The 20,849-nt window shown below is 52.5% G+C and carries 19 protein-coding genes; 11 read left to right on the top strand and 8 right to left on the bottom strand.

Translation table 11 applies throughout. The features are described from left to right. The 3 genes from cysN to cysG are packed head-to-tail and all read right to left on the bottom strand — an operon-like array spanning position 1 to position 3,789. Positions 1-1,434, bottom strand: coding sequence for a sulfate adenylyltransferase subunit CysN (gene cysN / locus VHA_RS10725; RefSeq protein ID WP_005504127.1), 1,434 nt, complete (start codon positions 1,432-1,434; stop codon positions 1-3). A 10-nt stretch (positions 1,435-1,444) separates the two neighbouring features. Further along, complete coding sequence (gene cysD, locus VHA_RS10730; RefSeq protein WP_005504133.1) at positions 1,445-2,353, bottom strand: sulfate adenylyltransferase subunit CysD; 909 nt, start codon at positions 2,351-2,353, stop codon at positions 1,445-1,447. A 14-nt stretch (positions 2,354-2,367) separates the two neighbouring features. After that, complete coding sequence (gene cysG / locus VHA_RS10735) at positions 2,368-3,789, bottom strand: siroheme synthase CysG (RefSeq protein ID WP_005504135.1); 1,422 nt, start codon at positions 3,787-3,789, stop codon at positions 2,368-2,370. A gap of 299 nt (positions 3,790-4,088) precedes the next feature. On the opposite strand from cysG, the gene VHA_RS10740 reads away from it, so the two are divergent. Together VHA_RS10740 and VHA_RS10745 are read left to right on the top strand one after the other, a co-directional pair. Further along, entirely contained in the window at positions 4,089-6,068 is a 1,980-nt protein-coding gene (locus VHA_RS10740) for a bifunctional 2',3'-cyclic-nucleotide 2'-phosphodiesterase/3'-nucleotidase (protein WP_005504137.1), read from the top strand. A 137-nt stretch (positions 6,069-6,205) separates the two neighbouring features. Then, the gene (locus VHA_RS10745; protein WP_005504139.1) at positions 6,206-6,655 is read left to right on the top strand and encodes a GNAT family N-acetyltransferase; all 450 of its coding nucleotides are present in this window, start codon (positions 6,206-6,208) and stop codon (positions 6,653-6,655) included. Positions 6,656-6,706: 51 nt separating this feature from the next. On the opposite strand, the gene VHA_RS10750 is transcribed toward VHA_RS10745, so the two are convergent. Continuing rightward, the gene (locus VHA_RS10750; protein WP_005504141.1) at positions 6,707-7,315 is read right to left on the bottom strand and encodes a LysM-like peptidoglycan-binding domain-containing protein; all 609 of its coding nucleotides are present in this window, start codon (positions 7,313-7,315) and stop codon (positions 6,707-6,709) included. Positions 7,316-7,531: 216 nt separating this feature from the next. On the opposite strand from VHA_RS10750, the gene bamJ reads away from it, so the two are divergent. Then, positions 7,532-8,152 carry a BamJ family beta-barrel-assembly machinery protein gene (gene bamJ, locus VHA_RS10755; protein WP_005504143.1) on the top strand — a complete coding sequence of 207 codons (621 nt, stop codon included), beginning with the start codon at positions 7,532-7,534 and terminating at the stop codon, positions 8,150-8,152. 70 nt (positions 8,153-8,222) lie between these two features. On the opposite strand, the gene VHA_RS10760 is transcribed toward bamJ, so the two are convergent. Next, the gene (locus tag VHA_RS10760) at positions 8,223-9,161 is read right to left on the bottom strand and encodes a LysR family transcriptional regulator (protein WP_005504145.1); all 939 of its coding nucleotides are present in this window, start codon (positions 9,159-9,161) and stop codon (positions 8,223-8,225) included. Positions 9,162-9,366: 205 nt separating this feature from the next. Here VHA_RS10760 and VHA_RS10765 point away from each other — a divergent pair, with 205 nt between their 5' ends. From VHA_RS10765 to VHA_RS10800, 8 genes are all read left to right on the top strand, one after another. Continuing rightward, complete coding sequence (locus tag VHA_RS10765; protein WP_040528766.1) at positions 9,367-9,858, top strand: rhodanese-like domain-containing protein; 492 nt, start codon at positions 9,367-9,369, stop codon at positions 9,856-9,858. Continuing rightward, entirely contained in the window at positions 9,855-10,751 is an 897-nt protein-coding gene (locus VHA_RS10770; RefSeq protein WP_081456020.1) for a quinoprotein relay system zinc metallohydrolase 2, read from the top strand. The genes VHA_RS10765 and VHA_RS10770 overlap by 4 nt, the downstream gene beginning before the upstream one ends. Positions 10,752-10,766: 15 nt before the next feature. Then, positions 10,767-11,552, top strand: a complete 786-nt coding sequence (locus VHA_RS10775) for a quinoprotein dehydrogenase-associated SoxYZ-like carrier (RefSeq protein ID WP_005504152.1) — start codon at positions 10,767-10,769, stop codon at positions 11,550-11,552. A 526-nt stretch (positions 11,553-12,078) separates the two neighbouring features. Further along, complete coding sequence (locus VHA_RS10780; protein ID WP_005504154.1) at positions 12,079-13,887, top strand: methanol/ethanol family PQQ-dependent dehydrogenase; 1,809 nt, start codon at positions 12,079-12,081, stop codon at positions 13,885-13,887. Between the two features lie 118 nt (positions 13,888-14,005). Further along, entirely contained in the window at positions 14,006-14,455 is a 450-nt protein-coding gene (locus VHA_RS10785) for a plastocyanin/azurin family copper-binding protein (protein ID WP_005504156.1), read from the top strand. A 12-nt stretch (positions 14,456-14,467) separates the two neighbouring features. Beyond that, positions 14,468-14,851 (top strand): hypothetical protein, encoded by a 384-nt coding sequence (locus VHA_RS10790; RefSeq protein ID WP_005504158.1) that lies wholly within the window; start codon positions 14,468-14,470, stop codon positions 14,849-14,851. A gap of 32 nt (positions 14,852-14,883) precedes the next feature. Beyond that, positions 14,884-15,732, top strand: coding sequence for a quinoprotein dehydrogenase-associated putative ABC transporter substrate-binding protein (locus VHA_RS10795; RefSeq protein ID WP_374189256.1), 849 nt, complete (start codon positions 14,884-14,886; stop codon positions 15,730-15,732). Next, complete coding sequence (locus VHA_RS10800) at positions 15,725-16,264, top strand: DUF2380 domain-containing protein (RefSeq protein WP_005504162.1); 540 nt, start codon at positions 15,725-15,727, stop codon at positions 16,262-16,264. The genes VHA_RS10795 and VHA_RS10800 overlap by 8 nt, the downstream gene beginning before the upstream one ends. Before the next feature lie 115 nt (positions 16,265-16,379). Here VHA_RS10800 and VHA_RS10805 read toward each other — a convergent pair whose 3' ends face one another. From VHA_RS10805 to VHA_RS10815, 3 genes are read right to left on the bottom strand one after another with little or no spacing between them, the layout of a single operon-like run. Next, entirely contained in the window at positions 16,380-17,138 is a 759-nt protein-coding gene (locus VHA_RS10805; RefSeq protein WP_005504164.1) for a phosphoadenylyl-sulfate reductase, read from the bottom strand. Beyond that, positions 17,131-18,849: an assimilatory sulfite reductase (NADPH) hemoprotein subunit gene (gene cysI, locus VHA_RS10810; protein WP_005504165.1), complete on the bottom strand. Its 1,719-nt coding sequence runs from the start codon at positions 18,847-18,849 to the stop codon at positions 17,131-17,133. Before cysI ends, VHA_RS10805 begins: the two co-directional genes overlap by 8 nt. Beyond that, the gene (locus VHA_RS10815) at positions 18,849-20,693 is read right to left on the bottom strand and encodes an assimilatory sulfite reductase (NADPH) flavoprotein subunit (RefSeq protein ID WP_005504166.1); all 1,845 of its coding nucleotides are present in this window, start codon (positions 20,691-20,693) and stop codon (positions 18,849-18,851) included. The genes cysI and VHA_RS10815 overlap by 1 nt, the downstream gene beginning before the upstream one ends. Positions 20,694-20,849 lie beyond the last annotated feature (156 nt).

The raw sequence follows: 20,849 nt of genomic DNA on the forward strand, positions 1-20,849 counted from the left end.
TTACCCAAGCAACTTACTGATGTCGCGGGCATTCCAGTGCGGGAAGTGCTTGCGGATCAAGGCGTTGAGCTCAACCTCAAACGCAGAAATATCAGTTCCGGATGTTTGAACTACGCTGTCTTCGAGCAGCTCGCTGATCATGCCAGCTCCAACGGTCACGTTGGTCAGGCGATCAATCAGGATAAATCCTCCCGTGTCCGGACAATCGCTATACAGATCCAGCGGCACGGATTCGGTCAGTTCAACCTCACATTCTGCGATACCATTCAATGGCAGGCTGTCTGTGCCAAAGGTCTCCAGCGAGTTGATATCGACCTGATGGCGGATGTTGCTCACTGCACCCACCGTTTTCTTGCCAGCGACTTTGATGTCGTACTGGCGGCCCACTTCCAGCGGCGCTTCTGCCATCCAGACAATACGTGCCACCAGTTTGTTGGTCGCCTGCTGTGAATCACCGGCCGGTACGATAAGGTCGCCACGGCTGATGTCGATTTCATCAGCCAGGGTCAGTGTCACCGCCTGTCCGGCATGGGCATAATCCAAATCGCCATCAAAGGTGACAATCCGTGCGACTTTCGAGGTTTTCCCCGATGGCAGCACTTTGATGTCATCGCCCGGACGCACTTCACCGCCGGCAATAGTGCCAGAAAAACCACGGAAATCGAGGTTCGGACGATTCACGTATTGCACAGGAAAACGGAAAGTGCGGATGTCTTTTTCTGCGGAAACGTTGACATCTTCCAGCAGGGTTAACAGGGTTTCACCGTCATACCATGGCGTGCTTTCACTGCGGTCGACCACGTTGTCGCCTTCCAGCGCAGACAGCGGTACCAGTTTGATGTCGATATCGGCATTGAGCTTTTCCGCAAACACGAGGTAATCATCGCGGATCTGTTCAAAACGCGCCTGATCGAAATCAACCAGATCCATCTTGTTCACCGCCACAACAAAGTGACGGATACCCAGAGAGCTGGCAATAAAGGAGTGACGGCGGGTTTGATCCAGCACGCCTTTACGGGCATCAATCAGGATCACCGCCAGATCACAGGTCGACGCGCCGGTTGCCATGTTGCGGGTGTACTGCTCGTGTCCCGGGGTGTCGGCAATGATGAATTTGCGCTTTTTGGTCGAGAAATAACGATAGGCCACATCGATGGTGATCCCCTGCTCTCGTTCAGCGGCCAGACCGTCCACCAACAGCGCCAGATCCGGTTTATCACCCGTGGTGCCCACTTTCTGGCTGTCGGCGTGAATCGCAGCCAGCTGATCTTCATAAATTTGCTGGGAGTCATGCAGCAGGCGGCCTATCAAGGTGCTTTTGCCGTCATCAACTGAGCCACAGGTCAGAAAACGCAGCAGGGATTTGTTCTGATGTTGGTCCAGATAGGCCTCAATACCCAGCTCGGCCACTTGTTGTTCAATCACACTGTTCATGCTTAATCCCTTAGAAGTATCCCTGACGTTTTTTCAATTCCATAGAGCCGGACTGATCATGGTCAATGGCCCGTCCCTGACGTTCGCTCGATGTTGCCACCAGCATCTCTTCAATGATCCCCGGCAGGGTGTTGGCTTCCGATTCAATGGCACCGGTCAGCGGGTAGCAACCCAGGGTGCGGAAACGGACGCTCTTGTGCTGGATTTCCTCACCGTCCTGCAGCTTCATACGGTCATCATCCACCATGATCAGCATGCCGTCGCGCTCCACAACCGGGCGCACGTCAGACAGGTACAACGGCACGATGTCGATGCCTTCAAGGTAGATGTATTGCCAGATATCCAGCTCAGTCCAGTTCGACAGCGGGAACACGCGAATGCTTTCACCTTTGTTCACCTGACCGTTATAAGTGTGCCAAAGCTCAGGGCGCTGGTTTTTCGGATCCCACACATGGTTCTTGTCGCGGAAGCTGTAAACACGCTCTTTGGCGCGGCTTTTCTCTTCGTCACGGCGGGCACCACCGAAGGCAGCATCAAAACCATATTTGTTCAGTGCCTGCTTCAGACCCTGGGTTTTCATGATGTCAGTGTGCTTGGAGGAGCCGTGATCAAACGGATTGATGCCAGCCGCCAGCCCTTCCGGGTTTTTGTGCACCAGAAGCTCGAAGCCGTATTTTTTCGCCGTTTCATCACGGAATGTAATCATTTCCCTGAACTTCCAGTCGGTATCGACATGCAGAAGCGGAAAAGGAATTTTGCCCGGATAGAAGGCTTTACGTGCCAGGTGAAGCATTACGGAGCTGTCTTTGCCGATGGAATACATCATCACCGGGTTATCAAACTCCGCCGCCACTTCACGGATAATGTGGATACTTTCTGCCTCAAGCTGTTTGAGGTGGGTCAGGGTCTTGGCTTCCATTCTCTGTTGTTTCCTTAGCCTAAATTAACCACGGAAGGCGCATGGGCATCACCTGCCGTATGGAATGATTGCTTTCCGTACCAACTGAGCTGATCGGCCAGTTGTACGACTTCACCGACCACAATCAGCGCCGGTGAACCCACGCCTTCTGCCAGTGATTCCAGCTCGCTGAGCGTGCCTTTATAGATTTTCTGATCGCTGCGGGTGCCGTTTTCTATGATGGCAACCGGGGTTTGTGGATCGCGTCCGTGCTGAATTAATTGCTGCTGGATATGGGCGCTTTTCATCAGGCCCATATAAATCACCAGTGTCTGGCGGCCACGCGCAAGCGTCGCCCAGCGGAAACTGTCGTCTTCTTTTTTAAGATGACCGGTAATAAACATCGCCGTTTGAGCATAATCACGGTGGGTCAGCGGAATACCGGCATAGGCGGTGGCCCCCGCTGCGGCGGTAATACCCGGCACCACCTGAAACGGCACGCCTGCCTCCTGCAGCACCTGAAGCTCTTCGCCGCCACGGCCAAACATGAAAGGATCGCCCCCTTTCAGGCGCACCACGCGATGACCTTTCTGGGCATATTTCACCAACATGGCGTTGGTGTCTTCCTGTGACACGCTGTGGTAGCTGGCACGCTTGCCGACACAAATCAGCTCAGCATCGCGGCGGCAAAGCTCCATGATCTCGTCAGACACCAGATAGTCATACAGCACCACATCCGCTTGCTGCATCAGTTGCAGCGCGCGCAGGGTCAAAAGGCCCGGATCCCCCGGCCCTGCGCCAATCAGTGCCACTTCACCCTGGAGGGAAACACCGTCAGTCAGGCGTTCCAGCTCGGCTTTGGCGCCGTCTTCATCGCCCGATGCCACTAGAGAGGAGAATCGACCATCAAAGGCCATTTCCCAGAATTTGCGGCGACCATTCAGGGTCGAAATTTTTTGTTTCAGGGTGTCGCGAAACTCCCCGGCAAGTTTCGCCATCCGGCCAACGTGCGACGGGATCAGGGTTTCGAGCTTCTCGCGGATAAGCCTTGCCAGCACCGGGGATTTACCGGCTGAAGAAATCGCAATCACAATCGGGCTGCGATCAACAATCGAGGGGACAATAAAGCTGCACTTCGGGGTGTCATCCACCACATTTGCCAGCACGCGGCGCTTGTCAGCCGCTTTGGACACCAGCTCATTGACCAGAGGATTATCGGTGGCAGCAATCACCAGAAATACCTTGTCCAGGTGTTCAGGCTTAAAGCCTTCCTGCATCCAAACCACATCGCCATTTCCGGCGGCATGTTGCACTTCCTCACTGGCGTCAGGCGCCACAACAGTGACAGACGCACCGGCTTTCATCAGCATGCGCGATTTGCGCCATGCGACTTCACCGCCCCCGACAACCAGACAGGCACGTCCTTCCAGCTTTGCGAAAATTGGCAAGTAATCCATCTTGAGAGCCCTTTTTATCCATTGGGGTCACTTTTTATCCATTGAGGTCACTATAGAGAGTTGGTGTTATTACTTGAAATTCTAAAAATTCATTTTTTATAACGTTATGAGTATTACATCGTTTCTCCGTCGCATTGATTGATCGCCCAAACCTTCCTAACATCCTGTCTTGAATGCTTTTGGTTACATTCCAGTTAATTCAATCCATTGATCACACTTACAAATGAAATGTAACCATTTCAGGCCACCACAATGCAAAATAGTCATACTTTTCAGTCCATGAACATTCGGAGAGAGTCATGACACTTTCAGCCAAACCGCTATCCATCGCCGTGTTGACAGGCATGCTTACCATGGCAGGCCCGGCAATGGCAGATACCATCAAGCTGCGCATCATCGAAACCACCGACATTCACACCAATGTGATGGATTACGACTACTACAAAGACACGCCGAGTGAAAAAATCGGTCTGGTACGCACCGCCACCTTGGTGAAAGCGGCGCAGGATGAAGTGGAAAACAGTGTTCTGGTTGATAACGGTGACCTTATTCAGGGCAGCCCCATGGGCGATTACATGGCCGCTAAAGGCATCAAAAAAGGGGAAATTCACCCCGTTTACAAGGCAATGAACCTGCTGGACTACGATGTCGGTAACATCGGCAACCACGAGTTTAACTACGGCCTCGATTTCCTTGACCGTTCACTGGAAGGCGCCACATTCCCCTATATTTCCGCCAACGTGATGGATGCCACTACCGGCAAGCACTACTTCACCCCTTACATCATCAAAGAGCACACTTTCAAAGACACCGATGGCAATGCCCATCAGGTGAAAGTGGGTTATATCGGTTTTGTGCCGCCACAAATCATGGTATGGGACAAAAAGAACCTTGAAGGCAAGGTGATTGCCGAAGACATCAAGGCCAGTGCAGAAAAGCTAGTGCCTGAGATGAAAGCTAAAGGCGCAGACGTGATTGTCGCCGTGCCGCACTCCGGCCTGTCGCAGGATGAATATCAAGCCATGGCAGAAAACTCGGTCTACTACCTTGCTGATGTGGACGGCATTGATGCTATTGCCTTCGGTCACGCCCATGCGGTGTTCCCGGGCAAAGGCTTTGACAACATCAAAGGGGTCGACAACCAGAAAGGCACCATCAAAGGGGTAGCTGCAGTGATGCCGGGCCGCTGGGGCAGTCATGTCGGTATCATGGATCTGCAACTGGACAAGCAAGACGATAAGTGGGTCGTCACACCGGTACAAAGCGAGGCTCGTCCAATCTTTGATGGCAAGTCACTGGCAGCGCCAAATACCGAGATACGTAAAGCCCTGGAAGATGACCACCACGCGACCCGGGAGTTTGTTAACCAGCCTATCGGCAAAGCCAATGACGTGATGTATAGCTTCCTGTCACTGGTGCAGGATGACCCAACGGTACAAATCGTCAACCTGGCGCAGAAAGATTATGTCGAGCGCTTTATCCAGGGCGACCCGGATCTGGACGGCATTCCTGTGCTGTCAGCCGCCGCACCGTTTAAAGCCGGCGGACGTAAAAACGATCCTGCCAACTTCACGGAAGTGGAATCCGGCGAGCTGACTTTCCGCAATGCCGCCGATCTTTACCTCTACCCGAATACCCTGGTCACCCTGAAAGTGACTGGCAAGGAAGTGAAAGAATGGCTGGAGTGCAGCGCGGGACAGTTCAACCAAATCGATCCCAACTCCAGTGCCGAACAATCCCTGATTAACTGGGACGGTTTCCGTACCTACAACTTTGATGTGATTGATGGCGTTAACTATCAGATTGATATCACCCAGCCAGCCCGTTACGACGGCGACTGCAAACTGGTCAATGCCGATGCAGAGCGGATCCAGAACCTGACATTCAACGGCAAACCGATTGAGATGGCCCAGCCCTTCCTGATTGCAACCAACAACTACCGTGCGTACTCAAACAAATTCCCGGGTACAGGTAACCACTTCATTGCCTTCGCCTCGCCGGATGAAAACCGCACCGTGGTTGCTAACTACATCAGCGCAGTTACCAAAGAAAAAGGCGAAGTCACGCCAACGGCGGACAACAACTGGTCTTTCGCGCCTATCAAGACCGATGCCAATCTGAATGTGGTATTTGAAACATCGCCGAGCGAGAAAGCAGCGAGCTTTATTCAGGCCAAAGGCCAGTACCCGATGGAGAAAGTAGGCACAGACGATGTGGGCTTTGCCAAGTACCGCATTGACCTGAAGAAACAATTAACAATTGGTTACCATCATGTTTAATTAATGAAAAAATAACGCTTAATACAAAGAAACCGCGGTTCTAATCGCGGTTTTTTTGTAGGTTATCAAACTGATTTGGGACAAATAGGCTATTACAAAGTTAGCCCGAGAAATTTAAAAAATCAGGAATAACAATAATGCAATGGATCACTCTCACCTTTGGTCAGTTGTCGACCCGGCAACTCTATGATCTGTTAAAACTGCGCACCGACGTCTTCGTCGTGGAGCAACACTGTCCTTATCCGGAACTGGACGGTCACGATACCCATCCCGACACCCGCCACCTGCTGGGTTACCGGGATGACAAGATGACTGCGTATGCCCGGATTTTACCCGCAGGCCTCACCTACCCGGACATCAGTATTGGCCGTGTTGTTACCGCCCGCACCGAGCGGGGAAATGGGTGCGGGAATGAGCTGGTCAGGCAAGCCATCATCCAGGCGCACGATGTGTGGCCAAATGCCCCAATCACTATCGGCGCCCAGTACCATTTGCGGGAGTTTTACCGTCGCCACGGTTTTGAGGAGATTTCAGAACAGTACCTGGAAGATGGCATCCCCCATATCGACATGCGCCGTGCTGCCTGAATAGCGGGGATAAAAAAGGCTGCCCGCTGGCAGCCTGAATCCTGTTTGCCGTTACTTACGGCGGGCAAAACTGCCGTCTGACAGCCTGAAGAAGATCACTGATGCGCCAGCGGTTTCAATTTGCAGCATATCGAGTGAACCTTCGGCATTGCGCTTAAAGCGGAGCAACTGGCCGGGCTGAATTCGGCTCAGGGGCTTATCATCCCCTTCAATGGCGGAAATTGCATAAAGATCAGGCAATGGCAACGCCTGAGTCCGGAAGATATTTGACAGCGTATCACCACGCTGCACCTCATAATTCACCCAATCCGTACTCACAGTCTGGGTTGGCGCAGGCCGTGGTGCGCCCTGTCCAGCCTCCTGATTGCCATTTACTTGTGATTGCCCCACCGCCAGCGGGACAGAGACCCTTTCTCCGGTTGATGTCACCGCAGGCGTATCGCCATCACGGGATGGCCAGAGTAACAACACCACCAGCAGGGCAGCCAGCACGGAAATGCCGGTACGATGCAGTTTCGGCAGGGATTGCCAGTAGGGTTGAATGCGTTTAACCCAGGGAGACAGCGCGGCTTTCGCTTTTTCCAACGCGCTTTTAATGGCCTCGCCCAAAGGGGGCGTGGTGGGTGCTGTTCCTTTTTCGCGCTTTCCTTTCAAGGTCATTACCTCTCCCAATTTCCTCTTCCAGTATCTCAGTGAATGCCTTAGCGCTAAATATTAGATCGGCAATATCAGCAAAATGTCAGGCTTCTTCCGATCGTCTGACATTTGTACTGTCAAAGAATTCCCGCGGAATTACAACCTGAAAGTCGATTTGTCCCGTACGGCGGGGAACTGTTATCCTTGTCCACTTTAAACCCGTAAATAAAGAGAGACGACATGTCTGATGTAAAACTGGAAACCGTAGAACAAAAAGCAAGCTACGGCATCGGTCTGCAAATGGGTCAGCAACTGGCAGGTTCTGGTCTGGAAGGTCTGAATGTAGATGCCATCGCGAAAGGTATCGCAACCGCACTGGCGGGTAACATGCCTGAGATCGACATCGACGAGATCAACAACGCACTGCGTGAACTGCACATGAAAGCAGAAGAAGTGCGCAAGGCAGCAGCAAAAGAAGCTGCCGCTGAAGGCGAAGCGTTCCTGGCGGAAAACGCCAAGCGTGAAGAAGTGACCGTGACCGAATCTGGCCTGCAGTACGAAGTGCTGGTTGAAGGTAACGGCGAAATCCCAACATCTGACAAGAAAGTGCGCGTTCACTACCACGGCACCCTGATTGACGGCACCAAGTTTGACAGCTCTGTTGAACGCGGCCAGCCAGCTGAATTCCCGGTGACCGGCGTGATCAAAGGCTGGGTAGAAGCGCTGCAAATGATGCCTGTCGGCTCGAAGTGGAAACTGTACATCCCACAAGATCTGGCATACGGTGAGCGCGGTGCGGGTGCAGCTATTCCGCCTTTCGCAGCACTGGTATTTGAAGTCGAGCTGCTGGATATCCTGTAAGTTCTGATTCAGAAAAGCAAAGCCAGCACGATAGATGCTGGCTTTTTTACGCCTGTTATTCTCTCTCGCCCTAACCTGCTACTTCCCGGTGACTGTGGCTGTCATCGTCGCGTTGCGCTTCTATTCGCCAAGGCAGGTGGTGCTGGAAGTGATCTGACAGGAAGTCCACAAACTGCCGCACCTTGGCAGACAGATTCCGGTTAAACGGATAGACCGCCCATACGGCAGAATCCGGCGCCTGGTAGTCTGCCAGCACTTCCACCAGCTCACCGCTCAAAATTTTCTGGCTGACGTAATAATCCGGCAACTGGGCAATCCCCAAGCCGTGCAACGCCGCATCCAGCACCGCACTGCCACTGTTACCGTGCCAGCGTCCCCGAGGCTTGATGGTGACTGTCGCTCCACCGTCCTGAAACGACCATGAGTCCACCAGACCAATCAGGCAATTGTGATTTTGCAAGTCATCGATGTTTACCGGTGCCCCAAATTCTCTGAGATAGGCTGGTGACGCACAAACATATAACTTCCGGGGAGCCAGCTTTTTCGCCATCAGGGTGCTGTCTTTCAGATCCCCGGTACGAATCGCCAGATCGTAGCCGTCATGCACCAGATCTACCACGTCATTGGTAAAGTGAAACTCCACACTAAGTCTGGGGTGCACGTCGATAAAATCGTTCACCAGCGGCGCAATAAACTTCTCCCCAAATACCGAAGGCGCAGTGATTTTCAGGGTACCGACCGGCTCGGTCTGCATCTGGGTAACCAGCGCCTCCACTTCGGCGAACTTCTCGATAAGATCGTTACACTGCTCAAAGTACATTTTGCCGACTTCCGTCAGCGTAATTTGTCGCGTTGTACGGTAGAGCAAGCGGGTACTGAGCCGACATTCCAGCGCATCAATACGACGGCTGACATGGGAAGTCGACACACCCAGCTTGCGTGCGGCGGCGGTAAAACTGCCACTGTTGACAACTTCAACAAATTCTTCAACACCACTCCAACGGTTCATCTTTGCCCCACTGAAAAGAAGTTTATTGATGGCTGCAACAATAAAACCCGCCCCTTGACGGTCAAATTGTTATCCTAATGTTAACCCATATTGTCTGGCACTCTTCCCAACTCCTACTAAGGTAGGAGCATTATCAGAATAAAGTAGTATGCGTATTCTTAATTTATCCAACAAAATCAGTTTTATATGTGCGATATTGTGTAGTATTCAAGTCACTACCCTCAGTGCTGAAACAGTGCCTGAACCTGTTGACTACCGCACGGAAAATTACCGTGCAGACGTGCCCGCTACCCTACAGGGGGGTCGGGTGCTCGATACGCCCCAACAACTGGTGACGCTGATAAACCGCAGCCATCCTGTTTTGATAGATGTTTATCCTGCACCGCATAAGCCCGACAACCTCACACCAGACATACTCTGGATTGAGCCCACCCGTGAAACATTACCCGGTGCACTTTGGCTGGCCAATGTCGGCCACGGCATCGCACCCGCGCCACTCATCCAATTGCTGAAAAGCCGACTACCGGATAACTCGCCGATAGTGGTGTTTTGCGAGCCTAATTGCTGGCACTCCTGGAATGCAGGGAAACGGGCCATCGAGTTAGGCGCAAAAGAGGTATATTGGTATCGCGCAGGCGTTACTGGCTGGAAGGCAGCAGGGTTGGCTCTTGAAACGCAGCACCCGGTCAGGCCATGAAACACGGGTTGGCACTGTGGTTTCTGATGCTGCCATTTTCTGTGCATGCTGCGCTCGTACTTTCTTTTGATGAAGTGGCCCCGGGGATATTCATGCATCAGGGGAAAATCGCCGATCTGTTTACCGTCGACAGCGATCCGGTTGCCAACATCACATTCATCGTAGGAAATGAGGCGGTAGCCGTCGTGGATACCGGTGGCAGTAAACGGGCCGGAGAGGGAATTCTCCGGGCAATTCGACAACGCACGGACCTGCCTGTCCGGTATGTGATCAACACACACGTCCATCCAGATCACCACTTCGGCAATGTCGCTTTCGTCGGCGAAAAACCTGAATTTATCGCCCACGCCCGTTATCCCGGTGATTTTAATGCCAAATCAGGCTATTACCTGCAAAGGCTGACCAAGCCCTGGTTTGACGGTACCGAACCTATCGGCGCAACCCGTGTTGTCAGTGAGGTAACCGAACTTGATCTTGGCAACCGGATGCTGACCCTGACTCCACATGAACGGGCACACACCCGCCACGATCTGTCGGTATTTGATCAAACCTCCAGCACGCTGATCGCTGGCGATCTGTTGTTTGTCGATCATCTGCCAACGCTCGATGGCAGCCTGAAAGGCTGGCTGGCAGAAACCAAACGGCTTGAAGCTATGCCTTTCAAACAAGTTATTCCCGGACACGGCCCCATACAACAATCACACCACGCCTTTGACAGGCAAACGCGCTATCTCTTTTCACTGGCTCAGGCTGTTCGTGCCGCCATCAACAACCACATCGATATCAACACGGCCAGCACCACGGTCATGCCATCTCCGGGAGACTGGAAACTTTACGCAACGTTTCACCCCCGCAATGTGATCCAGGCTTACAAGGAGCTGGAATGGGAATGATAAGAGGTACCTGCTATGAAAATCACCACCCTGCTGTTGTCGGCACTGCTTACCGCGTTGTCCCTGCCAAGCCATGCGCAACCTGAAACGGAAAGTGCAGCCTGGCCCGTCATTCGTGACAGCCTGTTTCCCGGCGCCCCCGAGATCACAGAAGGAGAGCATGTTGTGACGCTTTCAGCGCCCAGGCGGGCCGTTGATGCTGCGCTAGTGCCGCTCGGCGTTACCGTACATGTCCGACAGAACGCTCCCAATCCCATTGCACGGCTCTATCTTATCGTCGACAACAACCCGTCTCCCATTGTTGGCCGTTTTGACATGAGCCCGAATAATGGCATTGCCAATATTGCCACCCGGGTCAGGGTCAATGCCTACAGCCCGGTAAGGGTGATCGCCCAGACCGCCGATGGGAAACTTCATATGCACAGCCAATTCGTTAAAGCCTCTGGTGGTTGTTCTGCGCCAGCTGGCGCGGATGACACACTGGCACGCCAACGGATGGGCAGAATGAAACTCAACGATCTACCGGGCGATGACTCGCGCATGTTACAGCTTTTGATCAGTCATCCCAATTACAGCGGCCTGCAAATCGACCAGCTCACCCGCCACTGGATCCCCTCCGATTATGTCAGTGACGTGAATATCACACTGGAGGGAGAACCTGTCATGCGTTTTAACGGGGGGATCTCGATAAGTGAAAATCCCACCTTCACCTTTCATCTCGATAAAGGAAAAAGCGGCAAGTTGAAAGCCGATGTGAAAGATTCCACAGGTCGTGCATTTTCCAAAGAATGGGACATCTGACACCTATTGCGTAAAATCTCATCCAAAAGCAGCCAGCGCCTGATGCTGTATCCTGATGATGTTAAAGGATATGGCATCAGTGGCTTATGCCGCTTTCTCCTCTCTTTTGCTAAAACAAGACAGCTTAAAATTCAATATTTTCATATATTTACCTATAACATCCCGCAATTTGGACATTATTGCCCGCGGACAAAAGTGTTATGTCCGTTTCCTCCTCACGCAACCACCAAAGCTGCCATACACTCAATTCACGACGTTTTGTATTCAACGTATGGCCCCCTTTTCTTTGGCGCTGTTTCTGTTGAGGCGAAATAGTCTTTGAAAACATTTAAGAAACGCGAAACCGCTGACGTTGTCGATCGCTGATGTCGCCAAGCCGCCGACGAAGGAAGCTGACAGAGCGAAAATTGGTCAATATGCGTCTCACAACCCTGCGGATTACGCCCCTATATTATTGAGTAAAAAGCCGGGTGTTGTTCAGGTATCACTGATATCGACAACACACGCTGTCACGGAGGAGATCAACATGATAGGTGCTGTAAGGTTAACACTCTGCATCACAACAGCCGCAATCCTTTCCCTTGCACTGCTGTTTCCCGCAACGTCGCAAGCCAACGATGAACTCATCAAACTGCAGGAAGACCCCAACCAATGGGTGATGTGGGGCGGAGATTATTCAGGAACACGATACAGTCCGCTGAAACAAATTAATGCCAAAAACGTCAAGGATCTTCAGGTTGCCTGGACATTCTCCACCGGCGTACTGCGTGGCCATGAAGGGGGCCCGCTGGTACTGGGTGACACCATGTACATCCACACTCCCTTCCCAAACAAAGTCTTCGCAATTGACCTAAACCGGAAAGCGTTGAAATGGGAGTATGAACCCAAGCAGGATTCTTCCGTTATCGCCGTGATGTGCTGTGACACCGTAAACCGTGGTCTGGCGTATGCTGATGGTAAGATTTTCTTGCAGCAGGCTGATACCACGCTCGTTGCCCTCGATCAGAAAACCGGCAAGGTGGTCTGGAAAGTAGTCAACGGCGATCCCAAGGTCGGCGCAAGCAACACCAATGCCCCACTGATCGTTAAAGACAAGATCATCACCGGGGTGAGTGGCGGTGAGTTTGGGGTACGCGGTTACCTGACCGCGTATAACATCAAAGACGGCAGCCTGGCCTGGCGCGCTTACAGCACCGGACCGGATGAAGAGATGCTGGTCGATCCGGAAAAAACCACGGAATTGCTCAAACCTATCGGCAAAGATGCCAGCCTGAAAACCTGGGAAGGGGATCAATGGAAAATCGGCGGTGGTACCACCTGGGGCTGGTATACCTATGATCCGGAGCTAAATCTCATCTACTACGGCACCGGAAACCCCAGTACCTGGAACCCATCACAGCGCCCCGGTGATAACAAATATTCCATGACCATCATGGCCCGTGACGCTGACACCGGCATGGCGAAATGGCTCTACCAGATGACGCCTCACGACGAATGGGATTACGACGGCGTCAATGAAATGATTCTGGTAGACAAAAAATTCAAAGGGAAAGATCGCAAACTGTTGGTGCACTTCGACCGTAACGGTTTCGGCTATACCCTGGATCGCGTGACCGGTGAACTGCTGGTCGCCGAGAAATTTGACCCGGCAGTAAACTGGGCCACCCATGTCGACATGGAAACCGGTCGCCCACAGGTGGTGGCGAAATACTCCACCGACCAAAACGGCGAGGATGTTGACACCAAAGGGGTCTGCCCGGCAGCGCTTGGCTCGAAAGACCAGCAACCCGCAACATACAGCCCGCGCACAGGACTGTTCTATGTACCGACCAACCATGTGTGCATGAACTATGAACCGTTTGAAGTTTCTTACGCCGCCGGTCAACCCTATGTTGGGGCGACCCTTTCCATGTTTCCAGCACCAGACAGCCATGGTGGACTGGGTAACTTCATCGCTTGGGACGCGGAAAAAGGAGAAATTGTCTGGTCGCTGCCCGAACCCTTCTCTGTATGGAGCGGCGCACTGGCAACGAATGGTGGCGTGGTGTTTTACGGCACACTGGAAGGCTACCTGAAAGCGATAGACGAAAAAACAGGGAAAGAGCTTTACCGCTTTAAAACGCCTTCCGGCATCATCGGTAACGTCAATACCTACATGTACGACGGCAAACAGTATGTGGCCGTGCTGTCAGGGCTCGGAGGCTGGGCTGGCATTGGTATGGCTGCCGGCCTTGAGGGCGACACCGAAGGTCTGGGTGCAGTAGGTGCCTATCGCAAACTGTCTGACTACACGCAGTTAGGGGGGGTACTGACGGTCTTTGCATTACCTGATTAACTCAAAAAACTGCGACAAAGGGGAGTATTGGCTCCCCTTTCTCACTCCTGATGCAATGCATCAGGTTAAGCGGCCTTTAGGGCATCTACACTTAATAAACAGCAAAAGGATACTGCGTATGACTAACCGTTTTATAGGATTGCTCTTGGTGTTTTTGGGGCTGGTGAGTAGCGCGTTTGCAGAAGAATATGAAGTCCGTGCCGTGGGGGTAAAATTCGATCCCATGTTTGTTATCTTGCAACCGGGTGACCGGGTCAGCTGGACCAACATGCCGGCACACATGATTGAAACCATCGACGTCATGGTGCCGGAAGGCACAGAAAAAATTAAAACAGAGCTCGGCATGGATGTCAGCTTTGTCTTCGACAATGACGGCATCTATGTCTATAAGTGCACCCCGCACTGGGGCGCAAGAATGGGGGGAATTTTGCTGGTCGGCAACCCTTCTGATATCGAAGGGACGATTGATGCTTATCTTGGGGAAGTTGAGAAAGATAAATCCTTATTGCCCGCCAAAGGGTTGCTGAAGAAATTCAAAAAGCACCTTAAGGCAGAAGGTGTGTTGTAAAGGAGGCCGCCCATGAACATGAAAACGAAAAACATCATCAGTGCACTTGTCCTTCTCCCCCTGTTTTTACTGGCCCCTCTGGCCAATGCAAATGACTTCCCAACCCTTGAGCGGGTCAAATTCGTGCAAGAATGCATGTCACTCAAAGGGGGGCCTACCTATGTGAACATGTACGGCTGCAGTTGCGTGATTGATAAAATTGCCGGTACGCTAACCTTCGATGAATACGTCCATGCCGATGCCTTTGTCCGCCTGCGTAATATGCGTGGTGAGCGCGGTGGCTATTTCCGGTCATCCAAAGACAGCCGCAATGCCCGCAGCGCATTGCTCACCCTGCGTGACCAAGCCGAGAAATCGTGCTTTGTCGACCTGCAAGCCACCGTCGCTGCGAAGTAGGAGGCAACATGAACGCATTGTATTCACGTCTTATGGTTATTATGCTCACCCTGTGTTTGTCACCCCTGCTACCGGCAGCAGAAACAGCGTTTCCTTCTCCTTTACCGGATACACTCCGCGTCTGTGCCGATCCCAACAACCTGCCCTATTCCAACAAGGCCCTAGAAGGGTTTGAGAATAAGATTGCCGAGCAACTTGGCAACTATTTGGGGCTGGAGGTGGAATACGTCTGGTTTCCCCAGCGTATGGGGTTTATCCGCAACACCTTGAAAAACTGGTCTGATGATAATGGCCGATTTGCCTGCGATTTGGTCATTGGCGTGCCGGCACAGTTCGACATTGCCGCCACCACCAAACCGTATTACCGCTCTGCCTATTCATTGCTGTTCAAACAGGCAGGGCCACTGGCAGACGTTGACAGCCAACAGGCGCTCGCAGACTTACCTGACAGTGTTAAGCAATCACTGAAGGTTGCCGCATTCAGCCCTTCTCCTGCCGTCGCCTGGTTACGTGAAAATGGCTTCAGGGACAACACAACGTTTTTCCGCATCATGAACGGCGATCCTGAAGATTACCCCGGTAAATTGGTGCAACGGGTAGCCGACGACGAGTTTGATGTGTTAGTGATTTGGGGGCCAATTGCCGGCTATTTTGCGAAAGACCAGCCAGATATTGCCGTTATCCCTATGACCTCTGAAGGCAGCAACGTCTTCGATTTCGCCATCTCGATGGGGGTACGGTATGGCGAACAACCATGGAAAGAAACCGTTGAAATGGCGATGGATGCCAACGCACCGCAAATTGCTATGATCCTTCAGGATTATGGCATTCCCATTGTAGAAGCCTCTTCCACACCAAAGCAGGATGATGACGATGATTAACTTCACAACGGGCAATCTGGCTGCCCGTTTGTTATTGCCAACAACACTCGTTATGACCACGTTACTGTTTAGCACCAACCTGTTCGCGGTCCCCACCCTTGCCGTACTCGACTTTGAGCTCAATGACCTGACCCGTGTCTCAGACAACAGCGAGGAAGTAAAGCGCACTGCCAGCCTTGCTCCCATGCTTCGCCGTGCACTGGTTATCGACCATGAATATCCGTTGGCGACTGTACCCGATGAAATGTATGACAATGCCAACAAAGGGGTTGGGTATCTTTTCAGTCACACAACTGATGCAGCACAACTGGGCAAAAAAGTGGGAGCAGACTGGGTTGTCATCACCCGGCTCAATAAACCCAGCTTTCTGTTTTCTTACCTGATTGCCCAGGTGGTCAATGTGAAAACCCATCTAGCTTATCCAGAATTAATTGTAGAAATAAAAGGCCCCCAACAGGTGATGAGCGAGCAGGGTATCAAAAAAATAGCAGAGAAAATCACCCAACAAATTGTTGCTATTTCCCGCCCCTGATGAGACAGCCGGGGGAAATAGCAAAAAAGATCCATCATGCCAAAGAAACGGGGTTTAAAGACGACCGGAAAGAAAAAAGCGACGCCCAAAACATCGCTTTTTTACCCTCTCATCATTAAATGCCTGCGCCGTCGCTCACATCATCTTCATGCAGGCCGCATTCGCGTTTGAGGCCGAAGAAGCGGGTCTCTTCTTCTGTCATCCCCTCTTCGAGTTTGCGTGTGGTGTGGACATCCCCGACTGACACATACCCCTGATCCCACAATGGGTGGTAAGGCAGATCATGTTCTATCAGGTAGTAGTGCACATCTTTATTGGTCCAGTCGATCACCGGCAGGAACTTAAACACCCCGTTTTGAATACCCAGAATCGGCAGGGTCTCACGGGAGCTGGACTGGTCGCGGCGAAGGCCAGAAAACCAGGTGCCAACATTCAGTTCATCCAACGCACGGCGCATGGGTTCGACTTTATTCAGGCGGTTATAACGCGCAATGCCTTCCACACCCTGCTCCCATAACTTGCCATACTGTGCTTCCTGCCAGGCTGCGCTTTGCTCAGCGCGGTAAACACGCAAGTCGAGGTTCAAACGTTCTGTCAGTTGATCAATAAACTGGTAAGTTTCCGGAAACAGGTAGCCCGTGTCAGTCAGGATCACCGGGGTGTCCGGCTTTTCCTGGGTGACCAGATGCAGCATCACCGCCGCCTGAATGCCAAAGCTTGATGACAGGGCGAATTCGCCCTGAAGGTTTTCCAACGCCCAGCGAACCCGCTCCTGCGCTGATAAGCCTTCAAGCTCAGCATTGATGGGTGCCAGTTCTAGGATTTGCCCGGCTCTGGTACGGCCAAGCAAATCGGACAGTTGAAATTTAGGCATAGAAATCCCTCTTAGAGACTTTTACCTCCGCAACAACGCCTGCGCGGATAACAAAATCACCGAAGCCTTCGCCGTCGTTACGCTCCGTTGCCCAGCGGCCGACCAGTGCGTCAATTTCTTCGAGGATTTGTGCATCGGTAATGTTCTCTTTGTACATTTTCGGCACACGGGTGCCTTCACGGTTTCCACCCAAATGCAGGTTATATCGGCCCGGCGCTTTACCTACCAAGCCAATTTCCGCCAGCATAGCGCGACCACAGCCATTCGGGCAGCCTGTCACACGGAAGATGATATGGTCATCACCCACGCCGTGTTTTTCCATCACCCCTTCCAACTCGGTCACAAAGCCCGGCAGGAAACGTTCGGCTTCCGCCATCGCCAGCGGACAGGTTGGAAACGCCACACACGCCATGGAATTCTTGCGTTGTTCACTCACACCATCATCAATCAGGCCGTGCTCGCGGGCGATCTTTTCAATCTTAGCCTTGCTGGACTTGGACACACCGGCCACCACCAGATTCTGGTTGGCGGTCATACGAAAGTCCCCTTTGTGGATTTTCGCAATTTCTGCCACGCCGGTTTTCAGCGGTTTACCGGGGTAGTCCAGCAGACGGCCGTTTTCGATAAACAGCGTCAGGTGATGTTTGCCATCAATGCCTTCCACCCAACCGATGCGATCGCCACGGCTGGTAAATGCATACGGACGGCTCGCCTCAAAGGTCACGCCAGCGCGTTTTTCCACTTCCGCTTTAAACACGTCTGTACCGACACGATCCAGAGTGTATTTGGTCTTGGCATTTTTACGGTTAGAACGGTTACCCCAGTCGCGCTGGGTGGTCACCACGGCGGCGGCCACATCCAGTGTTTTATCCAGCGGGATGAAGCCCAGATCGTCCGCTTTACGTGGGTAGGTGCTGGTATCACCGTGCGTCATCGCAAGGCCACCGCCCACCAGCACGTTGAAGCCAACCAGTTTGCCGTTGTCAGCAATCGCCACAAAGTTCAGGTCATTGGCGTGCACATCGACATCGTTTTGCGGTGGAATAACGACCGTGGTTTTAAATTTACGTGGCAGGTAGTTGGAGCCCAGAATCGGCTCTTCATCCTGATGACCTTCAACCTTTTCACCGTCCAGCCAGACTTCCGCATACGCACGGGTTTTCGGCAGCAGGTGCTCACTGATCCTGGCTGCCCACTCATAGGCTTGCTGATGCAGCTCAGACTCCACCGGGTTGGCGGTACACAGCACGTTACGGTTCACGTCACCGGCAGTGGCAATCGAATCAATGCCAATTTTGTTCAGTGTCTGGTGCATCATTTTGATGTTTGGCTTTAACACACCGTGGAACTGGAATGTCTGGCGCGTCGTCAGGCGGATACTGCCATACAGGGTATGTTCGGTAGCAAACGCATCAATCGCCAGCCACTGTTTTGGCGTGATGATCCCACCCGGCAAACGGGCACGCAGCATCACATTGTGCAGCGGCTCCAGCTTTTGTTTCTGGCGCTCGGCGCGGATATCACGATCATCCTGCTGGTACATGCCGTGGAAGCGGATCAACTGGAAATTATCCGCCGTAAAGCCACCGGTCACCGGATCACGCAGATCCTGCTCAATAGTACCGCGGAGGAAATTACTTTCACGCTTCAGACGTTCGTTGTCTGACAATGGGCCCAGCTCTTCGCCCAATACAACTTGCTTGTCACTCATTAGTACACATCCTTTTGATAGCGCTTCGCCTTACGCAGTTCGTTCAAATAGTTTTCTGCGTCTTCCCGGCTCTTGCCGCCGTGCTCTTCGGCGACCTTAATCAATGCTTCATGAACGTCTTTGGCCATATGGGTCGCATCACCACAGATATAGAGGTACGCACCGTCTTGCAACCATTGCCACACTTCTTTGCCTTGCTCGACAATCTTATGCTGAACATACACTTTCTCCGCCTGATCGCGGCTAAAGGCAAGGTCGATTTTGGTTAAAAGGCCATCTTTGAGGAATTTCTGCCACTCTACCTGATACAGGAAGTCCTGTGTAAAGGTGCGGTCACCAAAAAACAGCCAGTTTTTACCTTCTGCACCGCGGGCATCACGCTCTTGCATAAAGGCGCGGAAGGGGGCAATACCGGTGCCGGGGCCTACCATGATGACAGGTGCGTTATCGTCTGCTGGCAGCTTGAAGTTGTTGTTGTGTTCAATAAACACCTTCACAGCGCCTGCCTCTTCAGCGCGCTGGGCAAGGAAACTGGACGCACCACCAAAGCGGGTGTTGTCACCGTTTTCAAATGCCACCACACCAACGGTCAGGTGCACTTCTTCACCCACTTCTTCCTGACTCGAAGCAATCGAGTACAAACGCGGGGTCAGCTTACGAAGCAGGCCAACCAATTGCTCTGCCGACAGGGTGATTTTCTTCTCGCCCAGCACATCCACCACCTGGGTGTTGTTGGCATACTGGCGCAGCTTGTCTTTATCTTCATCTTCCGCGAGTTTTTGCAGTTTCTTACTGCCGGAAAGCTCGGCAATCGCGGCCACCTGTTGTGGGTTAGACGCCGTGATTTCAAACTTCTCAATCAGTGCCTGGCGCAATGGCAGGGATTCACCGGCAACGTCAACGGTTTCATCGCCCGTCAGGCCGACTTTCGCCAGAATCTCATCTGCCAGCTCAGGGCTGTTGGTGTAGTACACGCCCAGTGCGTCACCCGGCTGATACGTCAGGCCTGAATCGCCCAGATCGATTTCGATATGGCGTACATCCTTGCCCGAATCACGGCCGGTGATTTTCTGGTTTGTCACCACCTCTGCGGTGTACGGATTTTGTTTGTTGTAGGCTGATGCTGCGCCCACCGTGCCGGCAGAATGCAGTGGCACCACCACTTCATCTTCACCGCCGCCCCCCGCCAAACCGACAAGGGTCTCTTTGACTTTCGCCAGCACGTTACTGCTCCAGCTTTCTGCGTCGGCGTCATAATCCACATCACAGTCAACACGCGGCGCAATGGCTTTAGCACCAAGCTTGGACAGGAAGGCATCGAAATCTTTGCCGGTCTGGCAAAAAAACTCATAACTGGAATCGCCCAGACCCAGCACTGCATATTGAAGCTTGTCGAGTTTCGGTGCTTTTTTCGATTGCAGGAATTCGTGCAGTGAAATGGCGTTATCCGGCGGCTCGCCTTCACCGTTGGTGGAAGCGACGATAACAAGGTGGGTTTCTTTTGCCAGATCCCGTGGTTTGTAATCGTCGGCCGAATACAGAGAAACCTCTACGCCATCAGCCTTGGCTTTCGCAACCAATGCTTCTGCCACGCCCTTGGCATTACCCGTCTGGGAAGCATAGATAATGGTCAGTTTACCGGCAGGTTTTGCCGCAGTGGCAACCGCTTGGGCAAGAGGGTGAGGGGCAGCACCTGCTACCGAGGACGTTTGGCTTAACCCCCAGAAGTAACCGCTGATCCAGGCCAACTGTTGTGGCGACAACTCCGCCACCGCCTGTTGCAGCTGGCCGATCTGCTGGTCATTGAGTGGACTTGCCAGCGCAGAAAGTTCCTTGAGTAACATGACACGACATTCCTTTATTATTGCGTGAGCATAGAGTAGCCACTCGGTGTAATAACTAGAAAGAATAGAAACGCATGTTTTATAACCCTGCGTTAGATCACAAAGGTTCATGCATCGTTCAAAAAGAGAGAGGGCTTCTAAGGAAAAAGGGAGCAC

This window comes from Grimontia hollisae CIP 101886, assembly GCF_000176515.1.
Lineage (GTDB): Bacteria > Pseudomonadota > Gammaproteobacteria > Enterobacterales > Vibrionaceae > Enterovibrio > Enterovibrio hollisae.

What these genes read in the sequence shown, in the direction of transcription:
- bamJ (WP_005504143.1), top strand. Translation starts at nt 7,532, where the DNA reads ATGTCTGATGTAAAACTGGAAACCGTAGAACAAAAAGCAAGCTACGGC.
- VHA_RS10780 (WP_005504154.1), top strand. Translation starts at nt 12,079, where the DNA reads ATGATAGGTGCTGTAAGGTTAACACTCTGCATCACAACAGCCGCAATC.
- VHA_RS10750 (WP_005504141.1), bottom strand. Translation starts at nt 7,315, where the DNA reads ATGACCTTGAAAGGAAAGCGCGAAAAAGGAACAGCACCCACCACGCCC.
- VHA_RS10770 (WP_081456020.1), top strand. Translation starts at nt 9,855, where the DNA reads ATGAAACACGGGTTGGCACTGTGGTTTCTGATGCTGCCATTTTCTGTG.
- cysN (WP_005504127.1), bottom strand. Translation starts at nt 1,434, where the DNA reads ATGAACAGTGTGATTGAACAACAAGTGGCCGAGCTGGGTATTGAGGCC.
- cysD (WP_005504133.1), bottom strand. Translation starts at nt 2,353, where the DNA reads ATGGAAGCCAAGACCCTGACCCACCTCAAACAGCTTGAGGCAGAAAGT.
- cysG (WP_005504135.1), bottom strand. Translation starts at nt 3,789, where the DNA reads ATGGATTACTTGCCAATTTTCGCAAAGCTGGAAGGACGTGCCTGTCTG.
- VHA_RS10785 (WP_005504156.1), top strand. Translation starts at nt 14,006, where the DNA reads ATGACTAACCGTTTTATAGGATTGCTCTTGGTGTTTTTGGGGCTGGTG.
- VHA_RS10775 (WP_005504152.1), top strand. Translation starts at nt 10,767, where the DNA reads ATGAAAATCACCACCCTGCTGTTGTCGGCACTGCTTACCGCGTTGTCC.
- VHA_RS10745 (WP_005504139.1), top strand. Translation starts at nt 6,206, where the DNA reads ATGCAATGGATCACTCTCACCTTTGGTCAGTTGTCGACCCGGCAACTC.
- VHA_RS10790 (WP_005504158.1), top strand. Translation starts at nt 14,468, where the DNA reads ATGAACATGAAAACGAAAAACATCATCAGTGCACTTGTCCTTCTCCCC.
- VHA_RS10800 (WP_005504162.1), top strand. Translation starts at nt 15,725, where the DNA reads ATGATTAACTTCACAACGGGCAATCTGGCTGCCCGTTTGTTATTGCCA.
- VHA_RS10805 (WP_005504164.1), bottom strand. Translation starts at nt 17,138, where the DNA reads ATGCCTAAATTTCAACTGTCCGATTTGCTTGGCCGTACCAGAGCCGGG.
- VHA_RS10815 (WP_005504166.1), bottom strand. Translation starts at nt 20,693, where the DNA reads ATGTTACTCAAGGAACTTTCTGCGCTGGCAAGTCCACTCAATGACCAG.
- cysI (WP_005504165.1), bottom strand. Translation starts at nt 18,849, where the DNA reads ATGAGTGACAAGCAAGTTGTATTGGGCGAAGAGCTGGGCCCATTGTCA.
- VHA_RS10795 (WP_374189256.1), top strand. Translation starts at nt 14,884, where the DNA reads ATGGTTATTATGCTCACCCTGTGTTTGTCACCCCTGCTACCGGCAGCA.
- VHA_RS10760 (WP_005504145.1), bottom strand. Translation starts at nt 9,161, where the DNA reads ATGAACCGTTGGAGTGGTGTTGAAGAATTTGTTGAAGTTGTCAACAGT.
- VHA_RS10740 (WP_005504137.1), top strand. Translation starts at nt 4,089, where the DNA reads ATGACACTTTCAGCCAAACCGCTATCCATCGCCGTGTTGACAGGCATG.